Genomic DNA, 21689 nt, shown 5'->3' with positions numbered 1-21689 from the left:
TCAGTCGGTTGGTGGAGCATTTCAAATAACACATGGCAATGGATTGCCGTACCCGACTTTAAGCCAATCCGGCAAACCGCCGGGCGTTTTGATTAACGGCAGCTATGCTTTTCGCAACCCTGAAGTGCCGCAACAAACTGTCTTGTCGATGGAGCTGACAATGCCTCAACTGCGTTTACTCACCGTTTTACTGATGCTCTGCATGATTCCGCTCAGCGGCGTCCAGGCCACACCAGAGCCACCCGCCCAAACTCCCGGGAATCTGGCGCCGACAGCCCCTAGCTGGCCACAAGTGCTGGCGGCCGGCGACACCAAATTGACCATCTACCAACCGCAACTGGACAGCTGGGACGGTTACACCCTGCACGCGCGGGCTGCCGTGGAGGCCACGAGCACCGATGGCAAGGCCACCTATGGCATCGTGCAGTTCAGCGCCCACACCCTGGTCGACAAAGCCACGCGCTGGGTGGCGCTCGATCAGTACACCATCACCAAGGCCGATTTCCCCGATAGCGCAACCAAGGCTGACAGCTGGGTCGCCGCGGTGAAGCAAGACGCCGGGAACCGCACGAAAACCATTTCCCTGGACCAACTCGAAGCCGCGCTCGGTGTCATCGCCGCCGAACAGAAGTCCAACAGCGAGCCGCTGGAAAATACCCCGCCGACCATTATTTCCTCCGAGGTGCCCGCGCTGCTGGTGTACATCGATGGCGAACCCGCCTATCGCCCCGTTGATGGCACCTCGCTGCAGCGAGTGATCAACACCCGGCCGTTGCTGCTCAAGGATGCACAGGGCAAGCATTACCTGCACGTGTTCGATGGCTGGATGGTAGCGGACAATCTGGATGGACAATATGCGCCACTGCCCTCGCCCTCCGCCGAGCTGGAGAAGGCCAAGAAAGCTGCGATCCAGGGCCGACAGGTAGACCTGCTGACAGGCCAGAGCGATCCGAAGGAGAAGATACCGACGCTGGCCAAGCCGCCGACTCCGCAGATCCATATCGCCACGGTGCCGACCGAGTTGATCGTCACTGACGGCGCGCCGCAATGGCAGCCGATCCAGAACACCACACTGCTGTATGTGACCAACACCACCGGGCATATTTTCAAGGAGATCGGTGACCAGGACAGCTACGTGCTGATCTCGGGTCGCTGGTTCCGTGCCAGTGACATGAAAGGCCCCTGGACCTTTGTAGGCGCAGACCAGTTGCCGGCGGACTTCGCCAACATTCCCGATGACAGCCCCAAGGAGAACGTAAAGGCCTCGGTGGCCGGAACACCGCAGGCCAAGGAAGCGGCGATTGCAGCGACCATTCCACAGACCTCGGCGATCAAGAAAAGCCAGGTCAAAATGACCAAGCCAACCTTTGACGGCGAGCCGCAACTCAAGGCCATCAAGGGCACGCCCCTGCAATACGTGGTCAACAGCCCGATGCCGATCATCATGGTCGATGCACAAAGCTGGTACGCGGTGGAGAACGGCATCTGGTTCGTGGCCACCTCGGTGCAAGGCCCCTGGACGGTCGCCTCTTCGGTACCGGCGGTGATCTATTCGATCCCGCCCAGCTCACCAATGCACTACGTCACTTACGTGAAAGTCTACGAAGCCAGTGGCGATACGGTCGTCGTCGGTTACACGCCGGGTTACCAGGGTTCGACGCTGGACCCTGACAGCGGTGTGGTGGTGTATGGCACCGGTTATCCCTATACGCCGTGGGTGGGCAGTGTCTGGTACGGCCCACCGGTGACCTATGGCTTTGGCGTGGCGATTCGCTACACACCCTGGACGGGCTGGACGTTTGGCTTCGGTTTCGGCTGGAGTTGGGGCGGCAGCACGGCCGCCGTGGGTTGGGGCTGGGGCGCCTATCCATGGTGGGGCAATTACGGTTGGGGTTACGCCTGGGGGCCGCATCTGTACCCGGCGCCAATGCCTTGGGGCGGTGCCGCTTACGGCTATCACGGTGGCGCCGTTGCCTGGGGCCCCGGTGGCTGGGCCGGCACGACCGGCAACATCTACCGCCAATGGGGCGACCGCGCTTCGGTCAGCCGCTACGGCGGCGGCTACAACGCCTGGACCGGCAATCGCTGGGCCGGCCAGGTTGGCGCCTCCTACAACTCGCGTACCGGCATCGCCGCGGCAGGCCAGCGCGGCGCGGTACACAACGTTTACAACGGCAACTATGCCGCAGGCCGCAGCGGTGTGGCCGTCGGCCCGGACGGCGGAGCCATCGCCGGCCAGCATGTGACCGCCGGCAACGTTCGCACCGGCACCCAGGTCACCGCCAATCGCGGGGCCATCTACAACCCCAATACCGGCAACACCACCCAGTACGGCGGTATCCATGATCGCGACGGCGGCATGGCGCATGTCGGCGACAACGTGTACGCCGGCCGTGATGGCAACGTTTACAAAAGGACCGATAGCGGCTGGCAATCGATGGTCCAGGGCGGAGCAACCCGTCTCGATTCGGTCAACACGGCTCAGGTCCAGAATCTCAACCGGGAGTACGATGCGCGTTCCTTCGGCAATGATCGCTTCAACAGTTATCACGACTCGTCCCGGTTCATGTATCACTCCTTCGGCGGTGGCGGCTTCCACCGACGCTAACGCCTTACCCGCTGAAAAGACGACTGGCCTTGCGCCAGTCGTTGCGTTACAAATCCTGTTCTACCGCCCCTGCCCGGATTCAACGTCGGAGAACACAGCACATGAACCAATGGCCAGATACCCGCATCCTTGACCTGCTCGGGATCGAACTGCCGATCATCCAGGGGCCGATGGCCGGTGCCACAAACTCGTCCATGGTGATCGCCACCTGCAATGCCGGCGGCCTGGGCTCGATGCCGGCGGCGATGCTCAGCACAGATCAACTGCGCGAAGAGCTCAAAACCATCCGCCAACACACCCGACGCCCGATCAACGTCAACTTCTTCTGTCATCAGCCGCCTGCTGCGGATGAGCAACGCGCACAGGACTGGAAAAACCTGCTGCAACCCTACTACCAGGAACTCGGCGCCGACTTCGATGCGCCGACGCCGGTGTCCAACCGGGCACCGTTCGATAGCGCGGCCTGCGAAGTGGTCGAAGCGTTTCGCCCGCAAGTGGTGAGCTTTCACTTTGGCTTGCCGGAAAAATCCCTGCTCGACCGGGTCAAGGCCACGGGTGCGAAGGTGCTGTCCTCAGCCACCACAGTCGCAGAAGCCGTGTGGCTGGAGCAGCACGGTTGCGATGCAATCATTGCCATGGGCTACGAGGCCGGGGGCCATCGCGGGATGTTTCTCAGCGATGACCTGAGCAGTCAGGTGGGGACTTTCGCCCTGGTGCCCCAAGTCGTCGATGCGGTGAAAGTGCCGGTGATTGCCGCTGGCGGCATCGCTGACGCCCGAGGCGTCGCCGCTGCATTCATGCTCGGTGCTTCGGCGGTGCAGGTGGGTACGGCGTACCTGTTCACCCCAGAGGCCAAGGTCAGCCCGTCCCATCACAAGGCGTTGCGCACCGCCAGGGAAAGCGAGACAGCCGTCACCAACGTGTTCACCGGTCGCCCGGCCCGGGGCATCCTCAATCGGGTGATGCGTGAACTGGGCCCCATGAGCGCCAAGGCCCCGGCCTTCCCCCTTGCCGGTGGCGCGCTGATGCCGTTGCGGGCCAAAGGTGAAGCGGATTTCAGCAACCTCTGGGCCGGTCAGGCATTTACCCTCGGCGTCGATTTGACCAGCGAGGCACTGACTCGAAAGCTGGCTGAAGAAGGGTTGGCGAGACTCTCAGGTCGCTTCTGAGCATCTGCCCCATTAAATTGTATACAATTTTTCACCAGCACATTCCGTTCAAAGGCAATTCGCTATATATTTTTGTACATAACGATTAACCTGCCGCAATTGCCTTTGACGGAGCCGTTTCATGTTCATTCGTGCCTCACGTTTTGCCCCGACCTGCCTGGCGAGCCTTCTCGCCGCATTCGCCTTCGGCTCAGCCCAGGCGGACGAAGTCCAGGTGGCGGTCGCCGCCAACTTCACCGCGCCCATCCAGGCCATCGCCGCTGATTTCGAAAAAGACACCGGGCATAAACTGGTCGCCTCCTTTGGCGCCACCGGCCAGTTCTACACCCAGATCAAAAACGGTGCGCCGTTCGAAGTGTTCCTCTCGGCAGACGACAGCACCCCGAAAAAACTTGAAGCCGAAGGCGACTCCGTCAAGGGCTCGCGCTTCACCTACGCGGTCGGCACCCTGGCGCTGTGGTCGGCCAAGGAAGGCTACGTCGATGCCAAGGGCGATGTGCTGAAAAAGAACGCCTACCAACACCTGTCCATCGCCAACCCGAAAGCCGCGCCTTATGGCCTGGCGGCGACCCAGGTACTGGCAAAAGAAGGCTTGACCGACAAGGTCAAGGACAAGATCGTTGAAGGCCAGAACATCAGCCAGGCCTACCAGTTCATTTCCACCGGCAACGCCGAGCTGGGTTTTGTCGCCTTGTCGCAGATCTACAAGGACGGCAAGATCTCCAGCGGTTCGGCCTGGATCGTTCCCGCCAGCCTGCACGACCCGATCAAACAGGATGCGGTGATTCTCAACAAGGGCAAGGACAACCCGGCCGCCAAGGCACTGGTTGACTACCTCAAGGGGCCGAAAGCGGCAGCTGTCATCAAGTCCTACGGTTACGAAATCTAAATGTCGCTATCGAGTGCCGATCTTTCCGCCATCTGGCTGACCCTGAAACTGGCGTCCCTGACGACTGTCATCCTGCTGATTGTCGGCACTCCGATTGCGTTATGGCTGTCGCGCACCCGCTCCTGGTTGCGCGGCCCGGTCGGGGCGATTGTCGCCCTACCCCTGGTGCTGCCGCCGACGGTGATTGGTTTTTACCTGTTGCTGGCTCTCGGCCCTCACGGATTCCTTGGACAGCTCACCCAGTCACTGGGCCTTGGGACCCTCACGTTCAGTTTTGCGGGGCTGGTCATCGGTTCGGTGTTGTATTCGATGCCATTTGTGGTCCAGCCGCTGCAAAACGCTTTTTCCGCGATTGGTACGCGCCCGCTCGAAGTGGCCGCGACCTTGCGGGCCAATCCCTGGGACAGCTTTTTCAGTGTGATCCTGCCCCTGGCCCGCCCCGGTTTCATTACCGCGGCCATTCTCGGCTTCGCCCACACCGTCGGCGAGTTCGGCGTGGTGCTGATGATCGGCGGCAACATTCCCGAGAAGACCCGCGTGGTCTCGGTGCAGATCTACGACCACGTCGAAGCCATGGAATACGCCCAGGCCCATTGGCTGGCCGGGGCGATGCTGGTGTTCTCGTTTGTCGTCCTGCTGGCGCTGTATTCCAGCCGTAAAACCAAAGCGGGCTGGAGCTGATCGATGATTCAAATGCGTCTGAAACTGCGTTATTCGGGCTTCGCCCTGGACGTCGATCTGCAACTGCCGGGCCGTGGCGTCACGGCACTTTACGGCCACTCCGGTTCAGGCAAGACCACTTGCCTACGCTGCATCGCCGGCCTGGAGCGGGCCGATCAAGGCTTTATCCAGGTCAACAATGAAGTCTGGCAAGACAGCGCCAACCGGATCTTCGTCGCGCCGCACAAGCGCGCGCTGGGCTACGTGTTCCAGGAAGCCAGCCTGTTTCCCCATCTGTCGGTGCTGGCCAATCTCGAGTTCGGCCTCAAGCGCATTCCCAAGCCACAGCGTCGGGTCGACATGGCCCACGCCACCGAATTGCTGGGCATCGGTCATTTGCTGGACCGGCACCCGCAACACCTTTCGGGCGGCGAGCGTCAGCGCGTCGGCATCGCCCGCGCCTTGCTCACCAGCCCGAAACTGCTGTTGATGGACGAACCCCTGGCGGCGCTGGATGCCCAACGCAAAGGTGAAATCCTGCCCTACTTGCAACGCCTGCACGACGAGCTCGACATCCCGGTGCTGTACGTCAGCCATTCCCAGGATGAAGTCGCGCGGCTGGCCGACCATATCGTGCTGCTCAGCAACGGCAAGGCACTGGCCAGCGGCCCGATCGGCCAGACCCTGGCGCGCCTCGACTTGCCGTTGGCAATGGGGGATGACGCCGGTGTGGTGATCGAAGGTCGCGTCAGCGCCTATGACGCCGACTATCAATTGCTCAGCCTGCAACTGCCCGACACCGCCCTCGACATTCGTGTGCCGCATACGCCAATGGACGTGGGCCAGGCGCTGCGCTGCAAGGTCCAGGCGCGGGATGTGAGCCTGAGCCTGGACAATGTCGGGCATAGCAGCATTCTCAATCGCCTGCCGGTCACCGTGGTCAGTGAAATGAACGCCGACAACGCCGCCCACGTGCTGGTTCGCCTGGATGCCGCCGGCACGCCGCTGCTTGCGCGGATCACGCGTTATTCCCGTGACCAACTGAACATTCATCCTGGCCAGCCACTCTGGGCACAAATAAAAGCGGTCGCGGTGCTGGCGTAACTCCGAAGGCACGACTGCACCGGGGCGAGGTCAATGGCTGTAATGCTCCGTGACTCCTTGCCCAGGACGCTTGTCATGCCCGATGGACTGCCACCTGACCTGCATTATGTCGATGACACTCAGCCGGGCATTACCCGCAGGAAACTGCGCGGAAAATTCGCCTATTTCGACCCGGCCGGCCAGCGCATCACCGACCCCGACGCAATCAAGCGCCTCAACTCCCTCGCGGTGCCGCCCGCCTATACCGAGGTGTGGATCTGCGCCGATCCACGCGGGCATCTGCAGGCTACCGGGCGCGATGCCCGGGGTCGCAAGCAGTACCGTTATCACCCCCACTGGCGAGAGGTGCGTGACGCCGACAAGTATTTGCGCCTGCGTGAATTCGGGCTGGCCCTGCCGAAACTGCGCCAACGATTGCAAGCCGTGCTAACGGAACCGGGATTCAGTCGCGACAAAGTCATGGCCACTGTCATTACCCTGCTCGACTCGACGCTGATCCGCATCGGTAACAGCCAATACGCCCGGGACAACCGCTCCTATGGCCTGACGACCCTGCGCAGCCGCCATGTAGAGATCAACGGCAGTGCCATCCTGTTCCAGTTCCGCGGCAAAAGTGGCGTCGAACACCAGATCACCGTGAAAGACCGGCGCCTGGCCCGGATCATCAGGCGCTGCCAGGAAATACCCGGGCAGAACCTGTTTCAGTATCTGGATGAAAACGGTGACCGGCACACCGTCAGTTCATCCGACATCAACAGCTATTTGCAAAGGCTCAGCGGCGCCGATTTCACCGCCAAGGACTACCGCACCTGGGCCGGCAGTGTTCTGGCCCTGGCAATACTGCGCAAGCGTCACTGGGAACCTGAAATGGACGCCCGACGGCACCTGGTGGAGATGGTCAAGGACGTTGCCAGGCAACTGGGCAATACCCCGGCGGTGTGCCGCAAGTGCTATATCCACCCGGCGGTGCTAGATGGTTTCCTTCTAGGGGCTTTGGCGCAACTGCCCAGGCCGAGAGCGCGCAAGGGGCTCTCGGCCGCGGAAGTCGGGCTGGCGAATTTTCTGGAGAGAACGCTGGCAGCGCCTGAACCGACGAATTGACCTGCCTATTTTTTGCACGATCAGCAATGACTTCTATAGTTGAACTGAACACGAATCCGCCGCGGAGACGCCATGGAAGACATTTTCGTCGTGAAGCGTTGCAACAAGATCATCATCCATGGCCGCCGTGCCGGTGAAAATGACCACCTGCCACCGGATGCCGCGGTCTGGTACCGCATCGCCGATACCCGCACCCAAGGCTTCATCGGAGATGGCTACGAGGTTGAAGAGGACGCCGCGCGTGTTTGCCGTCAGTTGAACGCGAAATCACAAGTGACAGCCCGACAAAGTTGAGGGGTGTCACCCTTTTTTAACGGGTCTATACTGAAATGGCTGAAGGATCAGTAACCCTTTCGGCAGAAAGCTCGCTCCCGGCGGGCTTTTTGCTGCCACACACAGGTTTCTTGAACGGAGGTGTCTCCCATGTCCGAAAAAGAGTCCATCACCACCCTGCTCACCTTGCTGGACTCCCGTCAGGCCCGCCTGGCCGCCGCCTGCAAGGAAATCGCCGACTGGGTCGATCATCAAGGCGGACACCCTACCGCCCTCAGAATTCGTGATCGCCTGAACGACATCGAAAAGGACACGCCGCTGATCCGGCACACGCTGTCGTCTCTCAAGCCTGTCGACCCGCCTCTGCCACGGTTCAGATGATCCGTCACGGATTCGCAGCGCGAGGACAGGCCCGATTCGGGCAGCATGATCGTTGACCGTGCGTCTGCGAACCTTTGGCTGCCTGCTGGATTTCCAGCTTTTCTCACAACCCGGCCTGGTGTCGGGATTTTTGTTGCGCAAAACCAATCGAACGTCCCCGCTCACGTGGAGTCAACCGCTCACACGTCACGAAGGAGACGTTCCAATGGTCACTCATTTCAAAGTCAGCGGGCACCTGGCCTGCGGTCACCACGGCAGCAACCTCGTATCGACCCGCGAACTCAATCGGGTTAAATGCCGAAGCTGCCGAAACACCGACGCCTACAAAGAGGCCCGCAAGGCTGAACGCAACGCTGCCCGCCGCGCAGCACGCAAAGCCAAAGCCATGCACACCGCCAATGACTGGCGTTCAGCCTGGACCGAGCGACTGACCGCGATGGCCGGCCTGCAACGACTGCCCCGCGGTTTTGGCGGTCAACCCTTCGTTTAGGGAAACTGAACCAACCGCCAGGCTTTTACGGTGAATCGATGTTCCTGCGCGCGGGCTCCATGATCTCGCGCAGGGACATACGCTTGAACGCCTCGACCAGTGCTCGTCCCTCATCGGGTGCACAAGTGACAGCCAAGCGCATGGTTGCCTCGCCCAAGTGCCAGATCAAAAACGCGGACTCCTCGACCTGTTGTTCGTCACAGTCGGGATACACGCGAAGCATCGCTTGGGACAGCAGCGCTCCGGCAACCCGACTCTCCTTCAACTCCAGCTGCAACAGCTGCTTGTCGGCCTGCATGCCGGACCAGATGTCACGCATCACCGGTGTCGCCATCACGATCTCGTAATACAGATCGAGCAACTGCGAATAGGCGGCCTGCAAACCCTGGGCGTCCTCGACGGCCGCCATTGCCTCTGCAATGCAACGGCGGCTCTCAGCGTTATAGCGTTCGGCCAGCGTGCGGATCACGGAACTCTTGTCGGGAAAATATTGATAAAGGGAACCGATCGAGATCTCGGAGCGCTCGGCGATTTCACTCATCTTGAGTTGGTCGCTGCCCTTGTCCGCGATCAATTGAGTGGCCATGGCCAGAATCCGCTCCTGACGATCGCGGCTGCGCTGTTGCGTGGGGTTGCGTCGAACCGCTTCTGCAGCAGGCTGTTCGAGGTTTTCAGAGGGCTTTTTGCGCACGAGTGAATTCCCGATCAAAAACGTGACATGTGCTCACCTTAGCATCGCCACTCTCTGCACCCAACAACAGATGCCACACGTCGGGGAATTCGATCTGATGGGTTGACGGTAAAACATGAGCATCTATCATCTTTTTTAACATGAGCATCACTCACATTAACCGATGGAGATGAACGCGATGAAAACTGCCCAACCAATCACGCTGGTCCTCGGCGCCACCGGCAAAACCGGACGGCACATCACACAACGCCTCGAAGCCGCCGGCCTGCCCGTTCGCCGGGGCTCCCGCGACGCCAATCCTCCCTTCGACTGGGAAGATCGATCGACCTGGGACGCCGTGATCGATGGCGTTCATCGCGTCTACATTTCCTTTCAACCTGATCTTGCCGTTCCTGGCGCCGTTGAAACCATCCAGGCGTTCACTGACCTGGCGGTGAAAAGCGGCGTCCGCAAACTGGTCTTGTTATCCGGACGTGGCGAAGTGGAAGCCGAACAGGCCGAACGCGTTGTACAGGACAGCGGGATTGACTGGACAATTCTACGGGCCAGTTGGTTCTGCCAGAATTTCAGCGAGGCACACTTTCTTGAACCCATTGTGCAAGGTGAACTCGCACTCCCCATCGGCCAGGTCGCCGAGCCCTTTGTCGATGCGCAAGACATCGCCGAGTGTGCCGTCGCCGCACTGACTCAACCCGGGCACACTGGCCAGCTCTATGAATTGACCGGCCCTCGGGCGTTGACCTTTGCTCAAGCCGTGACCGAGATTGCCCGCGCCACCGGTCGCAACATCGAATTCGTGCCCGTGCCGCCGGATGCCTATCGACAGGCAATGGAACAGGAACAGCTTCCCCCGGCGTTGATCGATCTGGTGTTGTATCTCTTCACGACGGTGCTGGACGGGCGCAACACACCCGTGGCCGATGGCGTACAGCGGGCACTGGGACGCCCGGCGCGCGACTTCGGCGACTACGTACAGCGCACTGCCGCTACGGGCATCTGGGGCAATGGCAGTCCGACGTAAAGCAGTGGCGGGAACCCGCTTCGTCGACTAGGGTTTTTGGGCGTATCGAAGTGCGGCGCCTTATTGGCAGGAGCCTGATTAAGGAGGAACCCATGTCACTCAATCGTAGTGCTGAACAAACCTACCGCCAGTGGTCGACCCCGATCCTGTTGGAACTCAAGGAGCGAGAACATCAGATGAACCCGTCAGACCGCCAGGCCCTGGAAAACGTACTGCTGGAAAGAAGGCTGATCGATACCGGCAACCCGGCCGGCAGCGATCGCCGCAAGGCAGACCCGGCCCCCTGAAGCATCAGGCGACCATGATCAAGATCGAAATAATGACGCAGAAACATACAAGGGTTTGCAATGCTTTCGCTTGCAAACCCTTGGTTTAGAGCATGCCCAATCGATCGCAAACACGGCTCCAACGTCTGAATCCCCCGCCGCCGTAAATCCATTTTTGATAATTATTAATTTCCAAACACCCCCCTCTATTGGCTTTAAATGTGGGCTTAACCACCACATGGAGGGATTCCAGGATGCTGATAAAAATCGAGAAAGCGAGCAAGCCGGAAGGCTGGAATGTATGGATGAACGCGTGGTGCGTTGAATTTCGCAGCTACGCAGAAGCCCTCGCGTTCGTGAACAGACTGGAAGGCCGGATCAATGCACCTCACCCCTTGCCTGGCAGCACCAACAGACTTCTTTTGGAACTGGCTTAATCTCGCGATGCCCTCACCGAGAAGCTATCCACGAAGCCATATCCATATTGATTGATCTGCTTTTGATAATTATTGATTTCGCTCGCTCCTCTCCCTCGGCTTTAAATATGCGTCGAGGGAGGTTGGCCAAGGGGTTCACAGGTGGTGCCTCTAACGGACGCTTCGAATACAGCCAGTCTGCATTTGAGGAGGCCGACCCTCCTCACCATGTGTAATACATTGCCCCGCATCTTCCCCCAGGAGGTGCGGGGATTTTTTTTCGTAAATGCGTTAAAACCACCCGCTACGATCATCATCCAACTCTTGGCGACACACTTTTAGTTGCGCGTTGTAAATCTCTGACTGCTTTTGCACTTTCTGGGCAACCTGCATCAGCCACGGTTTACTGCGATAGGAATCGCGGCTGAAGCCCCCTCGCCCCTCGTGATAAGCCAGGTACTGATTGTAGGTGTCCCATTTGGAGATCCCGAGCTGACGTTGGGTGCCCGTGGTGTACCAACCGATAAACATGATCGCGTCGTCGAAACTGTCACGCGAACCACCGTTGCCCGTATTGTCCCTGTACTCACCCCACACCGGGTCTTGAGCCTGCGCGTAACCGTAGGCCGAACTGACTCGCCCCCAGGGGATGACCCATAGCAGGTAGTCACGAGGCGGCAATGCGTCCGCCACGTAGCTGCTTTCCTGCTTCATGATCGCCATGGCCACATGCAGGGGTGTCCCATACTCGCTCTGCATTTGCAGCGAGTCCTCATACCAGTCGGGATACTCACGGTAGATACTGCAGAGATTGCCTTGGTCTTTTGGCGGCGTAGTCGTGCACCCCGTTAAAAACATCATCAACAAAGCCAACAGCAGAACTTGTCCTTGTTTCATTCAATACCCTCGAAAATAAGGGCACAGGTACCCTCCGTTTACTGCAAGGAGCCTGAGTCAGGCAGGTGCAGGCAAAAATGTCAGAAGACATCCAGCTTGACCGCGTCACCCTTTTGAGTGAATTGCCTCTGGATTTGCGCCGGCTTTCTCAAACGGCTCTTTGGACAGTCGCCCCCACTCAATCCTCAGCCTGGGACAAAGGCCTGGCCACATGTTCCAGCGCTCGACGCTCGGCAGACACCCCCCAAACCGCTTGCACCGCCGCCGCCGCACACATTAGTGCAGCGCCTGCCAGATAACCAATCAACAGACTGCCGCGCTGCTGGGTCTGAATCAGTTGGCCAAACAGCGTCGGCCCGATGATGCCGCCCAGGCCAGTGCCGAACGCGTAGAACACGGCGATGGCCAAGGCACGGATTTCCAGCGGGAAGGTTTCTGCCACCGTCAGGTAAGCCGAACTGGCCGCTGCCGAAGCGAAAAAGAAGATCACCATCCACGCCGCGGCTTGCTGGGTGACATCCAGCCAGCCCTGCTGGAAGGCGTAGCCATTGAGCGCCAGCAACATTCCGGACGTCGCATAAGTGAAGCTGATCATCACGCGTCGGCCGACCACGTCAAACAGGCGCCCCAGCAGCAGCGGTCCGCAAAAATTGCCCAGTGCCAAGGGCAATACGTACCAACCGACCTGTTCGGCGGGCACCTGGTAAAAATCGGTGAGCACCAGCGCATAGGTGAAGAATATCGCGTTGTAAAAGAACGCCTGCGCTGTCAGCAGGGTCATCCCCACCAGCGCGCGGCGGCTGAATCTGACGAACAGGGTATGGAAGACCTCCCCCAGCGGCGTATGGTCCCGCGCGTGCAGGCGCAATGGTTTGCTGGTCACCGCCGGCAGTTCGTGGCCTTGTTCGCGCAGACTCGCTTCGATACCTTCGACGATGTGTCGCGCCTTATCGCGCTGACCATGGACCAGCAGCCAGCGCGGGCTTTCCGGCAACCACAGGCGCATCACCAGGATCACCAGGCCCAACGCGGCACCAATGCCGAAGCACAGGCGCCAGCCCAGCTCACCACCGACCACGTGCGGATCCAGCAGGACGATGGCCCCGCCGGCACCCAATGCTGCACCTAGCCAGAATGTGCCGTTGATGCTCAGGTCGACCCAGCCGCGATAGCGTACCGGGGTAAATTCCTGGATGGTCGAATTGATCGCCGTGTATTCGCCGCCGATGCCCATGCCCGTGAGGAAGCGAAACAGCAGGAAGCTTTCCAGGCTGAACGAGAACGCCGTGGCCGCCGTGGCGCCTACATACAGCCATAAAGTTACAAAGAACAACTTGCGCCGCCCCAGGCGATCGGTCAGCCAGCCGAACAGCAAGGCACCGAGCACTGCACCGGCGATGTAGATGCCGCCGGCCAGGCCAATATCGAAGTTGTTCATGCGCAGGACGGGGCTGTTTTTCAGCGCGCCGGACACCGAGCCCGCCAGGGTCACTTCCAGACCGTCGAGCAACCAGGTGACGCCCAGCGCGACCACCAGCAGGGAGTGAAAGCGGCCCCACGGCAAGCGGTCCAGGCGCGCTGGAAGATTGGTTTCGAATATCGCGCCGGGCTCGCGGCTATGCAACTGTTGGTGGGTCATCGCCACATCGTTGTCGTGTACAGTGCCTTGTGAGTTAGGAGTTGGCCTCTGGATCGGGAGTTCAACATTCCACTTACTCAGAATTTAGTTGTGTTGCAGCCGGAGGCCGTACGCCTGGTTTCGATCTAGAGCATTTTCTCCAGGCCGATCTTGTCGCTGAGCCAGGCCTTGAAGCTACGCCATTTGCTGCCGGGCTCCTTACGCAAGGTATGCTCGCGGCCGTCGTCCTCGGTGAGCCAGACGACTTCGCCGTTTTCCAGTCGGGCCTGGTAACTCATGGCCGGCGCCATGCCCTCAAGCGCCAACTGGCGCACTTGGCCGGCCAGTTCGGGACTATCGACCAGCACTCCGACTTCAGTGTTCCAGAACACTGAACGCGGGTCGAAATTGAACGAGCCGACGAACACTTTCTGCTTGTCCAGGATCATGGCCTTGGTGTGCAGACTGGAGTCCGAGCCACCACTGAAGCCAAACGAAGAACTGCGGCCGGGATCGTCCGGCTGGCGCCGCAGCTCATAGAGCTTCACGCCATGTTCGAGCAGAGTCTTGCGATACGGTGCATAGCCGCCATGCACAGCCGGCACATCGGTGGCTTCCAGTGAGTTGGTCAGCAGGCGCACATCGACGCCGGCATCGGCACGCCCCAGCAGATAGTCCATACCCGGCTTTTGCGGAACGAAATAGGCCGAGATCATGATCAGCTCGTTATTGACGCCATCGAGTTCAGGACGCAGCTGTGTGGCCATCAATAGCGCGCGTGCCGGCTCGCCGTCGGCCAGGACCTTGCTCGGAGCGTCCCACATCGCCTTGTTATGGGCCCAGATCAGTTGCTTGCGCCAGGTCTCGAATTGCGGCTGAGTCTGGTAGGTCATGAGATGGTTGTACAACACCTTGCTCTCGATACGTGAGGTCTGCAGCGATTGCTCCAGGCGTTGACGGCTCTCGAGCAAGTCTTGTGCTGTCGGCTTGTTGAGCAGGAAGTCACTGATCGACTGGCTCAAGGCGCTATTCCAGTACTGATCGAAGCTGTGTCCCAACTGCTCGGCGACCGGACCGATGCACAGCAGGTCCATGTCGGTGAAGTTGAGATCGGGCTTGGCGTCGAAATATTCGTCCCCCAGGTTGCGTCCGCCGACGATGGCTGCGCTGTTGTCGGCCAGCCACAGTTTGTTGTGCATGCGTCGGTGTTGCTGGGAAAGATCAAGCAGACGCCCCATGGTTCGGGTGACCACGGTGCTGCGCCCCAGATGCAAAGGATTGAAGACGCGGATATGGATGTTCGGGTGCACCGCCAGGGTAGCGATGACTTCTTCCCGGCCGTCGCTGGCCGTGTCATCGAGCAAGATGCGTATCCGTACGCCGCGATCGGCAGCCAGCAGCATTTCACGCACCAGCGCCCGGGTGCTCAGACCGTTATGCACGATGTAGTACTGCAGATCGACGGATTTCTGCGCATGGCGGATCAACTCGGCGCGCGCCCGGAATGCTTCACTGCTGTTGGGCAGCAAGCGAAAACCCGAGCGCCCCTCGTGTGCGGCGGCCTGAACCTGGATCGAACGCCCGAACGCCGAATCGCTGGCGGGTATCGCCTCGCTGAATTCGTGGGGCAAGCGCGTGGTTGCGCAGCCAACGAGCAGCAGTGCGAACAGCATGGCGCAGAGGAACCGGGACATGGGCAAGGACTGCTCCTCAACCTCGACGGTTGTAGTTTTGCACTCGGCATCCAGCCAGTACTGGCTGCCGAGAACATGCAGCCCTCGATAATCCGCACGACTTATTCCAGTAAAGCCCGTTTCAAGCAACGTGTCGAAATTTTACGGCAGCTGCGCCCAGAGTATGAAAGCGCCCTGGGACCGGGTGCAGGCCAGCCTTCCTCTATAGCGCCTGGCGCACCTTCCAGTCGCGCAACCACTGCAAGCCGGCAGACGTATTGCCACGAGGCCGATACTCGCACCCTACCCAGCCGTCATAACCCAACTGATCGATCAGCTCGAACAGATAAGGATAATTGACTTCCCCCAGGTCCGGTTCATGCCGATCCGGCACCCCGGCGATCTGGATATGGCCGATACCATCGAAGTCGCGACGCAGTTTGGCCGCCAGGTCGCCCTCGACGATTTGGCAGTGGTAGCAGTCGAACTGAACCTTCAGGTTACTGGCGCCCACTTCCTTGCAGATAGCCTGGGCCTGATCCTGGCGGTTGAGGAAAAAGCCTGGCATGTCTCGCGTATTGATCGGTTCGAGCAATACGGTGACGCCTGCCTTGGCTGCCTGGGTGGTGGCGTAGGCGAGGTTCTCCAGGTACACGCCGTGATGCCGCGGGCGATCGTTTTCCGACGGCAACAGCCCGGCCATGACATGGATGCGTGAATTGCCCAATACGCTGGCGTAGTCCAGGGCACGATCAAAACCGCTACGAAATTCACTCTCCCGGCCCGGCAACGACACCGTGCCCCGCTCCCCCGCTGCCCAATCACCGGGCGGTGCGTTGAACAGTGCCTGCACCAGGCCGTTGTCGCTCAAGCATTGCTTGAGTTCTTCAGCACGGTAGTCGTAGGGAAACAGATATTCGACCGCTTCGAAACCGTCAGAGGCAGCGGCGGCGAAACGATCCAGAAACTCATGTTCCGGGTAGAGCATGCTGAGATTGGCAGCAAAACGAGGCATGGTAGCTCCTGAAATAAAGGGTTAGACAAAGGGCCAGATCAGCAGGGTAATACAGAAACCCAAGGTACCGAGCAAAGTGGTCATCACCGTCCAGGTGCGCAGACCGTCGGCCACGTTCAGGCCTGACAGTTTGGTGAAGATCCAGTAACCGGCGTCATTGATATGGGACAGGGCCAGCACCGGCAGCCCCGTGGTGCGCAGCATGTCGGAGAGCACGACACCGATTCCGGTATCCACCAGCACCTTGCCGAATACGCCACCCGACCATGAAGCCGGCAATCGTCAACGCCAGGGGCGTGCGCCGGTTGCCAAAACGGGTGAAACGCTTGCGCCACCACCGGCTCCCTCGCCGCCAGGCCAACGGATCAATCCGCAAATCTGGACGAACAGCTTCGAGCCAGGCCGCCACTTGCCCATTGGTGGCGATCGAAGCACTACCGGCCAACACCACTTCCCCACCGGACACCACCGGGAGTTTCGAGGCGTCGAGGTCGCGCAACTTGCCGGCGCGACGGAAGTTTTCCGGCAGGCCCAGGGCCAGCCCCGAACCACCCGTCAACAACGGCAGATCGGCGCAGGCGCTACCGAGGGTGTACAGATCGCTGTCCGGCAAGGCATCGGCGATGGCCATGCCGACACCTTGAGCCCTCAGTTCAGCGATTCGCGCCTGCACCTGCTCAGCGCCTTGGGCGATCGTGTCGTAGCGCAACAGGCTGACATTCAGGCGGGTCTGCGATTGCAGCACCCGAACCAGGTTGGCTTCGGTCATGGGCGTCAGTGATACCGGACAGACGATGACCACTGGCGTGGGCAGGAACAGGTTTTATGACGCGTGGGAGGAAGCCGGTAGCGAATTGCGGAAGGATTTTGATTGCGGAAAAAACTAAGGGCCTGCATGAGGTATCTCACGCAAGCCCTTGATATTCATGGTGCCCGAAGCCGGAATCGAACCGGCACGCCCTTACGAGCGGGGGATTTTAAGTCCCATGCGTCTACCAGTTTCGCCATTCGGGCGGTAGCGCGGTGAAGCGTCCAGGTTTTGCCAGATAACGATCCGGCAGTTCTGACGCTTGTGCAGCAGAGGTGGAAATATATACATCCCGCCCCAGTGAAGCAAGTTCGCAAATACCCTTTTCAAGACTAAATCTTGCAGGCTATTGCAAATAAAAAAGCTCCGTAAATCATAGATCTACGGAGCTTGTTTATTAGTGGAGGCCGAGGTCGGAATCGAACCGGCGTAGGCGGATTTGCAATCCGCTGCATAACCATTTTGCTACTCGGCCTCAAAACATTTGCTGTCAGTAGCGCGACATCAAATGCGTACAAACTTGGAGCGGGAAACGAGACTCGAACTCGCGACCCCGACCTTGGCAAGGTCGTGCTCTACCAACTGAGCTATTCCCGCGTCTTGGTGTGGCGCATTCTATAGAATCCAGAAGCCCCGTCAACCCCTTGATTCAAAAAAGTTTTATTTCTTTTCAACGTCAGTCTTCAGATGTGGCCAGGCAGCCCGCAGGTACTGGACCATCGACCACAAAGTCAGGCCAGCCGACACCATCAACAAGGTGTAGCCCAGCAAGACCCAGAAACTGAAATCCTTGGGATTGGCCAGCAGGATCACCAGCGCCAGCATTTGCGCGGCGGTTTTCCATTTGCCCAGGTTAGATACGGCGACGTGGGCACGAGCGCCCAGTTCGGCCATCCATTCGCGCAGTGCCGAGACGACAATCTCGCGACCGATGATCACGGCGGCAGGCAGCGTGAGCCACAGGTTTCCGTGTTCCTGCACCAACAGGACCAATGCAACCGCAACCATCAGCTTGTCGGCAACCGGATCGAGGAAAGCCCCGAACGGCGTGCTTTGTTCCAGGCGGCGCGCCAGGTACCCGTCCAGCCAGTCGGTCGCCGCAGCGAATGCGAAGACCGAGGCGGAGGCCATGTAGCTCCACTGGTAAGGCAGGTAGAACAGCAAAATGAAGATCGGTATGAGCAGAACGCGTAGAACGGTAATCAGATTAGGGATATTCATCGGCACAACTGGCTACGAGGTGAGGGGGCATTCTACTCGCTGTGCAGATTTGCATAAATCAACTCTGCGAGCTTTTTACTGATCCCGGGGGCTTTGGCAATTTCTTCGATGCTTGCACGAGACAGCTCCTGCAATCCACCAAAATGTTTCAACAAGTCACGCCGACGTGTGGGTCCGACGCCGGCGACGCCTTCCAGTGTAGACGTCCGACGGGTTTTTCCACGTCGGGCTCGGTGCCCGGTAATGGCAAACCGGTGGGCTTCGTCGCGAATCTGCTGGATCAGGTGCAGCGCGGGTGAATCGCCGCGCAAGGTGAACTCATGTGCAGCGTCGTTCAGGTACAGGGTTTCGAAACCGGCCTTGCGCGTCGCGCCTTTTGCCACACCCAGCAAAATCAGGTCAGGCACGGCCAGCTCATCGAGCACGTCGCGGGCCATGGACAACTGGCCTTTTCCGCCGTCCACCAGCAGGATATCCGGCAGCTTGCCCTCCCCGTCCTTCAGTTTGCTGAAGCGTCGGGTCAGCGCCTGATGCATCGCCGCATAATCATCGCCGGCCGTAACGCCCTCGATGTTGTACCGGCGGTAATCGGCCTTGATCGGACCTTCGGGGCCGAAGACCACGCACGACGCCACCGTCGCCTCACCGCTGGAGTGACTGATGTCGTAGCACTCAAGTCGCTGTGGAGGCTCATCCAGCTTCAGCACCTCGGCCAGTGCATCGAAGCGCGCCGTAATGTGCTGACGATTCGCCAGGCGCGCACTCAGAGCCTGCTCGGCATTGGTCACCGCCAGTTGCTGCCAGCGCGCCCGCGTGCCCCGCACGCGATGGCTGATGGTCAGCTCCCGACCGCGTAATTCGTCGATGGCGGCGATCAGCGTGGGAAAGTCATCGTGGACCACGTTGACGATCAGCTCGCTGGGCAAGTCGCGTTCAGGGCTGCTGATGAAGTACTGGCCGAGAAACGCGGCCATGACTTCAGAAACGTCTTCTTCAATACCGACTTGAGGGAAGAAGTTCTTGCTTCCCAGTACCCGACCGCCCCGCACGCTGATCAAGTGAACACAGGCACCACCCGGGTTGACGAAGGCAGCAATCACATCGACGTCCCCGGTCCCGCCCTCCATGCTCTGTTGATCCTGGACCCGGCGCAGTAAAGCAATCTGGTCCCGCAACTCCGCGGCCCGTTCGAATTCGAGATTGATCGCCGCCTCTTCCATCCCGGCGGACAACTCGTCAGTCAGTGCATTGCTGCGCCCTTCAAGAAACATCACCGAATGGCGGACATCCTCGGCGTACACCTGCGGCTCCACCAGCCCGACACAGGGCGCCTTGCAACGCTTGATCTGGTATTGCAGGCAAGGGCGCGTGCGGTTCTTGTAATAACTGTCTTCGCATTGGCGAACGAAAAACGTCTTTTGCAGCAGGCTCAGGCTTTCGCGGATCGCGCCGGCACTCGGATAAGGCCCGAAATATTTGCCCTTGGCCTTTTTCGCGCCGCGATGAATGCTCAGGCGCGGAAACTCTCCGTCGGAGAGAAAGACGTAGGGGTAGGATTTATCGTCGCGCAGCAGGATGTTGTAGGGCGGACGCCATTCCTTGATCAGCGTCTGCTCAAGCAGCAAGGCTTCGGTTTCGTTGGCGGTGATCGTCGTCTCGACCTGGGCGATACGCGCTACCAGCGCGGCGGTCTTGGGGGCAAGCCCGGTCTTTCGAAAGTAACTCGACAGGCGACTCTTGAGATTCTTCGCCTTGCCGACGTAGAGCAACCGCGCTTCGCTGTCGAACATGCGGTACACGCCGGGGCGCCCGCTAACGGTCGACAGAAAGGCGCTCGGATCAAAGGTGTCGTTCATTTTCAGAGGCTGGCGTCGACCATGCCATGACGAACCGCCAACAGCGTCAACTCGACATCACTGCTGATCGAAAGCTTTTCGAAGATGCGGTAACGGTAGGTGTTCACGGTTTTCGGCGACAGGCACAATTTGTCGGAAATGATCTGTACTTTCTGGCAGCCGACGATCATCAGCGCGATCTGGATTTCCCGCTCCGACAGGGCATCGAAAGGCGAATCGTTGGTGGGCTGGAAGGACTTGATCGCCAGTTGCTGGGCAATTTGCGGGCTGATGTAGCGTTGCCCGGCAAACACCAGTCGAATGGCCTGGACCATTTCCGGCAAACCTGCCCCCTTGGTCAGGTAACCTGCCGCACCGGCCTGCAACAGCCGTGTAGGAAACGGGTCCTCTTCACATACAGTCACCGCGACGACCTTGATATCCGGGTGACTGCGCAATAATTTGCGAGTGGCTTCAAGACCGCCGATACCCGGCATCTTGACGTCCATCAACACCACATCGGGCTTCAGCTCGCGCGCCTTGATCAGGGATTCCTCACCCGACTCGGCCTGGCCGACTACTTGCAGGCCATCGATGTCAGCCAGCATTCGTGTAATGCCTGTACGAACGAGATCATGGTCATCGACTACTAGCACCCTAATCAAGCAGACACCTCGTGATATGGTCTTATTGGGTTGCCAGACACCTTAGCAAAAAGCTTCTGGCAGACCTAGCGGAAAGCGTCAGATTAAAAGTTTCAATTCATCTTGAAAGGCTTGTCGCAAGCGTGTTGCAGCGATCCAGCCCGGGGATATCCAGTTGCATCCTCAGGAAACATTCGTCCTTGCCCACCACCCTCAACCCCTTGCGCTCGTACAACGCTCGCGCCGGATTGTTTTCGAAAACCGTCAGGCGCAATGCCGGTCGCCGCTCCTGGCGCGCCAGAGCCGATGCCTGATCGATCACCCAGGATCCAGTGCCCTGCCCACGAAACGCGTCGACGATATGCAATTCGCGGATATACAAGGCTCTGGCATCACGACTCAGGCTGACATAGCCCTGCACTCCGTCGCCCGATGTAATCAAACGGTTGTCCCGCCCGGCCCAGGCCACGTCAAACGCTTCGTCCTGCCACAACAGTTCATGCTCAATGTAGTAACGCAGCATGCTTCTGCAGGTCAGTTCGCGGGCGAATTCCAGGTCATCCGGTGTTGCCGGGCGCCATTGGCGCTCCATCATTCCAATTCCACAGCGAGGGTCATGTGCGTCCTTGTGACGATAGGATTGTTGTTGCAGCGCAAAGTGTGTCACAACCGTGGGGGCACTCAAGCAATAGAAAGCGCCATCGTTGGCCGATAGCATTTTCTGATTGAATCTGCGTACCGGCCTCTAGTAAGCTCGGACCATCCATCGGAGACAGACCATGTTCAACGCCCTCTTACAGCTTCGTACCGCCAGCGCCCCGCGCTCGGTTGCGGCTGCCCGGGTGAACGACGGTTGTACTCCGGTCAGCTTTTATTTTGGGTATTGGTTTAGCCACTGGCGCGCCTGAT

Annotated in this window: 21 protein-coding genes, 3 tRNA genes and 2 pseudogenes; 12 read left to right on the top strand and 14 right to left on the bottom strand. The window is 59.5% G+C overall.

Translation table 11 applies throughout. The features are described from left to right. The first annotated feature begins 160 nt into the window (after positions 1–160). From ACMDB8_RS12225 to ACMDB8_RS12185, 9 genes are all read left to right on the top strand, one after another. Positions 161–2608, top strand: a complete 2448-nt coding sequence (locus ACMDB8_RS12225; RefSeq protein ID WP_056724486.1) for a hypothetical protein — start codon at positions 161–163, stop codon at positions 2606–2608. 101 nt (positions 2609–2709) lie between these two features. Beyond that, a complete protein-coding gene (locus tag ACMDB8_RS12220) occupies positions 2710–3777 on the top strand; it encodes an NAD(P)H-dependent flavin oxidoreductase (RefSeq protein ID WP_223540898.1) in 1068 nt (355 codons plus the stop codon). A gap of 121 nt (positions 3778–3898) precedes the next feature. After that, a complete protein-coding gene (gene modA / locus ACMDB8_RS12215; protein ID WP_056724483.1) occupies positions 3899–4666 on the top strand; it encodes a molybdate ABC transporter substrate-binding protein in 768 nt (255 codons plus the stop codon). Next, a complete protein-coding gene (gene modB, locus ACMDB8_RS12210) occupies positions 4667–5347 on the top strand; it encodes a molybdate ABC transporter permease subunit (RefSeq protein ID WP_056724481.1) in 681 nt (226 codons plus the stop codon). 3 nt (positions 5348–5350) lie between these two features. Beyond that, complete coding sequence (gene modC, locus ACMDB8_RS12205) at positions 5351–6430, top strand: molybdenum ABC transporter ATP-binding protein (RefSeq protein ID WP_223540896.1); 1080 nt, start codon at positions 5351–5353, stop codon at positions 6428–6430. Between the two features lie 75 nt (positions 6431–6505). Continuing rightward, positions 6506–7531: a DNA topoisomerase IB gene (locus ACMDB8_RS12200; protein WP_409078967.1), complete on the top strand. Its 1026-nt coding sequence runs from the start codon at positions 6506–6508 to the stop codon at positions 7529–7531. Positions 7532–7603: 72 nt separating this feature from the next. Then, a complete protein-coding gene (locus ACMDB8_RS12195) occupies positions 7604–7825 on the top strand; it encodes a hypothetical protein (protein WP_056724478.1) in 222 nt (73 codons plus the stop codon). 129 nt (positions 7826–7954) lie between these two features. Beyond that, positions 7955–8185: a hypothetical protein gene (locus ACMDB8_RS12190; protein WP_056724476.1), complete on the top strand. Its 231-nt coding sequence runs from the start codon at positions 7955–7957 to the stop codon at positions 8183–8185. 205 nt (positions 8186–8390) lie between these two features. After that, positions 8391–8675: a hypothetical protein gene (locus tag ACMDB8_RS12185; RefSeq protein ID WP_056724474.1), complete on the top strand. Its 285-nt coding sequence runs from the start codon at positions 8391–8393 to the stop codon at positions 8673–8675. Positions 8676–8700: 25 nt separating this feature from the next. Here ACMDB8_RS12185 and ACMDB8_RS12180 read toward each other — a convergent pair whose 3' ends face one another. Further along, on the bottom strand, positions 8701–9366 hold the full coding sequence (locus tag ACMDB8_RS12180) for a TetR/AcrR family transcriptional regulator (protein ID WP_056724473.1): 666 nt from the start codon (positions 9364–9366) through the stop codon (positions 8701–8703). A 178-nt stretch (positions 9367–9544) separates the two neighbouring features. Between ACMDB8_RS12180 and ACMDB8_RS12175 the strand changes: the two genes are divergently transcribed. The 3 genes from ACMDB8_RS12175 (at position 9545) to ACMDB8_RS12165 (ending at position 11090) form a co-directional block, all read left to right on the top strand. After that, positions 9545–10387 (top strand): NAD(P)H-binding protein, encoded by an 843-nt coding sequence (locus ACMDB8_RS12175; protein WP_056724471.1) that lies wholly within the window; start codon positions 9545–9547, stop codon positions 10385–10387. A gap of 92 nt (positions 10388–10479) precedes the next feature. After that, complete coding sequence (locus ACMDB8_RS12170) at positions 10480–10674, top strand: hypothetical protein (protein ID WP_056724469.1); 195 nt, start codon at positions 10480–10482, stop codon at positions 10672–10674. 233 nt (positions 10675–10907) lie between these two features. Further along, complete coding sequence (locus ACMDB8_RS12165) at positions 10908–11090, top strand: hypothetical protein (RefSeq protein ID WP_056724468.1); 183 nt, start codon at positions 10908–10910, stop codon at positions 11088–11090. Between the two features lie 270 nt (positions 11091–11360). Here the strand turns inward: ACMDB8_RS12165 and ACMDB8_RS12160 are convergent, their stop codons facing one another. The 13 genes and pseudogenes from ACMDB8_RS12160 to ACMDB8_RS12100 form a co-directional block, all read right to left on the bottom strand. Continuing rightward, positions 11361–11966, bottom strand: coding sequence for a hypothetical protein (locus tag ACMDB8_RS12160; protein WP_056724466.1), 606 nt, complete (start codon positions 11964–11966; stop codon positions 11361–11363). 178 nt (positions 11967–12144) lie between these two features. Next, positions 12145–13605, bottom strand: a complete 1461-nt coding sequence (locus tag ACMDB8_RS12155) for an MFS transporter (RefSeq protein ID WP_056724464.1) — start codon at positions 13603–13605, stop codon at positions 12145–12147. A 125-nt stretch (positions 13606–13730) separates the two neighbouring features. Beyond that, complete coding sequence (locus tag ACMDB8_RS12150; RefSeq protein WP_409078968.1) at positions 13731–15278, bottom strand: phospholipase D-like domain-containing protein; 1548 nt, start codon at positions 15276–15278, stop codon at positions 13731–13733. Between the two features lie 202 nt (positions 15279–15480). Continuing rightward, entirely contained in the window at positions 15481–16272 is a 792-nt protein-coding gene (gene otnI, locus ACMDB8_RS12145; RefSeq protein WP_056724460.1) for a 2-oxo-tetronate isomerase, read from the bottom strand. Between the two features lie 21 nt (positions 16273–16293). After that, positions 16294–16536 (bottom strand): annotated as a pseudogene (locus tag ACMDB8_RS12140) (transporter); the annotation flags it as partial. A 59-nt stretch (positions 16537–16595) separates the two neighbouring features. Beyond that, a pseudogene (locus tag ACMDB8_RS12135) lies at positions 16596–17050 on the bottom strand (four-carbon acid sugar kinase family protein); the annotation flags it as partial. Between the two features lie 149 nt (positions 17051–17199). Further along, positions 17200–17286 (bottom strand) — tRNA-Leu (locus tag ACMDB8_RS12130). A gap of 195 nt (positions 17287–17481) precedes the next feature. Beyond that, positions 17482–17555: transfer RNA gene (locus tag ACMDB8_RS12125), tRNA-Cys, on the bottom strand. A 46-nt stretch (positions 17556–17601) separates the two neighbouring features. Beyond that, positions 17602–17677, bottom strand: a tRNA-Gly gene (locus ACMDB8_RS12120). 63 nt (positions 17678–17740) lie between these two features. After that, positions 17741–18301, bottom strand: coding sequence for a CDP-diacylglycerol--glycerol-3-phosphate 3-phosphatidyltransferase (gene pgsA / locus ACMDB8_RS12115; protein ID WP_008051977.1), 561 nt, complete (start codon positions 18299–18301; stop codon positions 17741–17743). Between the two features lie 32 nt (positions 18302–18333). Beyond that, positions 18334–20157, bottom strand: coding sequence for an excinuclease ABC subunit UvrC (gene uvrC / locus ACMDB8_RS12110; protein ID WP_056724454.1), 1824 nt, complete (start codon positions 20155–20157; stop codon positions 18334–18336). Positions 20158–20159: 2 nt separating this feature from the next. Then, positions 20160–20801: a response regulator transcription factor GacA gene (gene gacA / locus ACMDB8_RS12105; protein ID WP_032829778.1), complete on the bottom strand. Its 642-nt coding sequence runs from the start codon at positions 20799–20801 to the stop codon at positions 20160–20162. 97 nt (positions 20802–20898) lie between these two features. Further along, complete coding sequence (locus ACMDB8_RS12100; RefSeq protein ID WP_223542811.1) at positions 20899–21372, bottom strand: GNAT family N-acetyltransferase; 474 nt, start codon at positions 21370–21372, stop codon at positions 20899–20901. Positions 21373–21689: the final 317 nt, after the last annotated feature.

The organism is Pseudomonas monachiensis (genome assembly GCF_047345015.1).
GTDB lineage: Bacteria > Pseudomonadota > Gammaproteobacteria > Pseudomonadales > Pseudomonadaceae > Aquipseudomonas > Aquipseudomonas monachiensis.
Note: the sequence above shows the minus strand (reverse complement) of the source record. Positions and strands in the feature narration are given on the sequence as shown.

Bases quoted from the DNA above. Each gene is read 5' to 3' on its own strand.
- ACMDB8_RS12150 (WP_409078968.1), bottom strand. From the start codon at position 15,278: ATGTCCCGGTTCCTCTGCGCCATGCTGTTCGCACTGCTGCTCGTTGGC.
- ACMDB8_RS12225 (WP_056724486.1), top strand. From the start codon at position 161: ATGCCTCAACTGCGTTTACTCACCGTTTTACTGATGCTCTGCATGATT.
- modB (WP_056724481.1), top strand. From the start codon at position 4,667: ATGTCGCTATCGAGTGCCGATCTTTCCGCCATCTGGCTGACCCTGAAA.
- ACMDB8_RS12195 (WP_056724478.1), top strand. From the start codon at position 7,604: ATGGAAGACATTTTCGTCGTGAAGCGTTGCAACAAGATCATCATCCAT.
- ACMDB8_RS12155 (WP_056724464.1), bottom strand. From the start codon at position 13,605: ATGACCCACCAACAGTTGCATAGCCGCGAGCCCGGCGCGATATTCGAA.
- uvrC (WP_056724454.1), bottom strand. From the start codon at position 20,157: ATGAACGACACCTTTGATCCGAGCGCCTTTCTGTCGACCGTTAGCGGG.
- ACMDB8_RS12175 (WP_056724471.1), top strand. From the start codon at position 9,545: ATGAAAACTGCCCAACCAATCACGCTGGTCCTCGGCGCCACCGGCAAA.
- ACMDB8_RS12200 (WP_409078967.1), top strand. From the start codon at position 6,506: ATGCCCGATGGACTGCCACCTGACCTGCATTATGTCGATGACACTCAG.
- modC (WP_223540896.1), top strand. From the start codon at position 5,351: ATGATTCAAATGCGTCTGAAACTGCGTTATTCGGGCTTCGCCCTGGAC.
- ACMDB8_RS12100 (WP_223542811.1), bottom strand. From the start codon at position 21,372: ATGGAGCGCCAATGGCGCCCGGCAACACCGGATGACCTGGAATTCGCC.
- ACMDB8_RS12220 (WP_223540898.1), top strand. From the start codon at position 2,710: ATGAACCAATGGCCAGATACCCGCATCCTTGACCTGCTCGGGATCGAA.
- modA (WP_056724483.1), top strand. From the start codon at position 3,899: ATGTTCATTCGTGCCTCACGTTTTGCCCCGACCTGCCTGGCGAGCCTT.
- ACMDB8_RS12165 (WP_056724468.1), top strand. From the start codon at position 10,908: ATGCTGATAAAAATCGAGAAAGCGAGCAAGCCGGAAGGCTGGAATGTA.
- ACMDB8_RS12190 (WP_056724476.1), top strand. From the start codon at position 7,955: ATGTCCGAAAAAGAGTCCATCACCACCCTGCTCACCTTGCTGGACTCC.
- ACMDB8_RS12170 (WP_056724469.1), top strand. From the start codon at position 10,480: ATGTCACTCAATCGTAGTGCTGAACAAACCTACCGCCAGTGGTCGACC.
- pgsA (WP_008051977.1), bottom strand. From the start codon at position 18,301: ATGAATATCCCTAATCTGATTACCGTTCTACGCGTTCTGCTCATACCG.
- otnI (WP_056724460.1), bottom strand. From the start codon at position 16,272: ATGCCTCGTTTTGCTGCCAATCTCAGCATGCTCTACCCGGAACATGAG.
- ACMDB8_RS12185 (WP_056724474.1), top strand. From the start codon at position 8,391: ATGGTCACTCATTTCAAAGTCAGCGGGCACCTGGCCTGCGGTCACCAC.
- ACMDB8_RS12160 (WP_056724466.1), bottom strand. From the start codon at position 11,966: ATGAAACAAGGACAAGTTCTGCTGTTGGCTTTGTTGATGATGTTTTTA.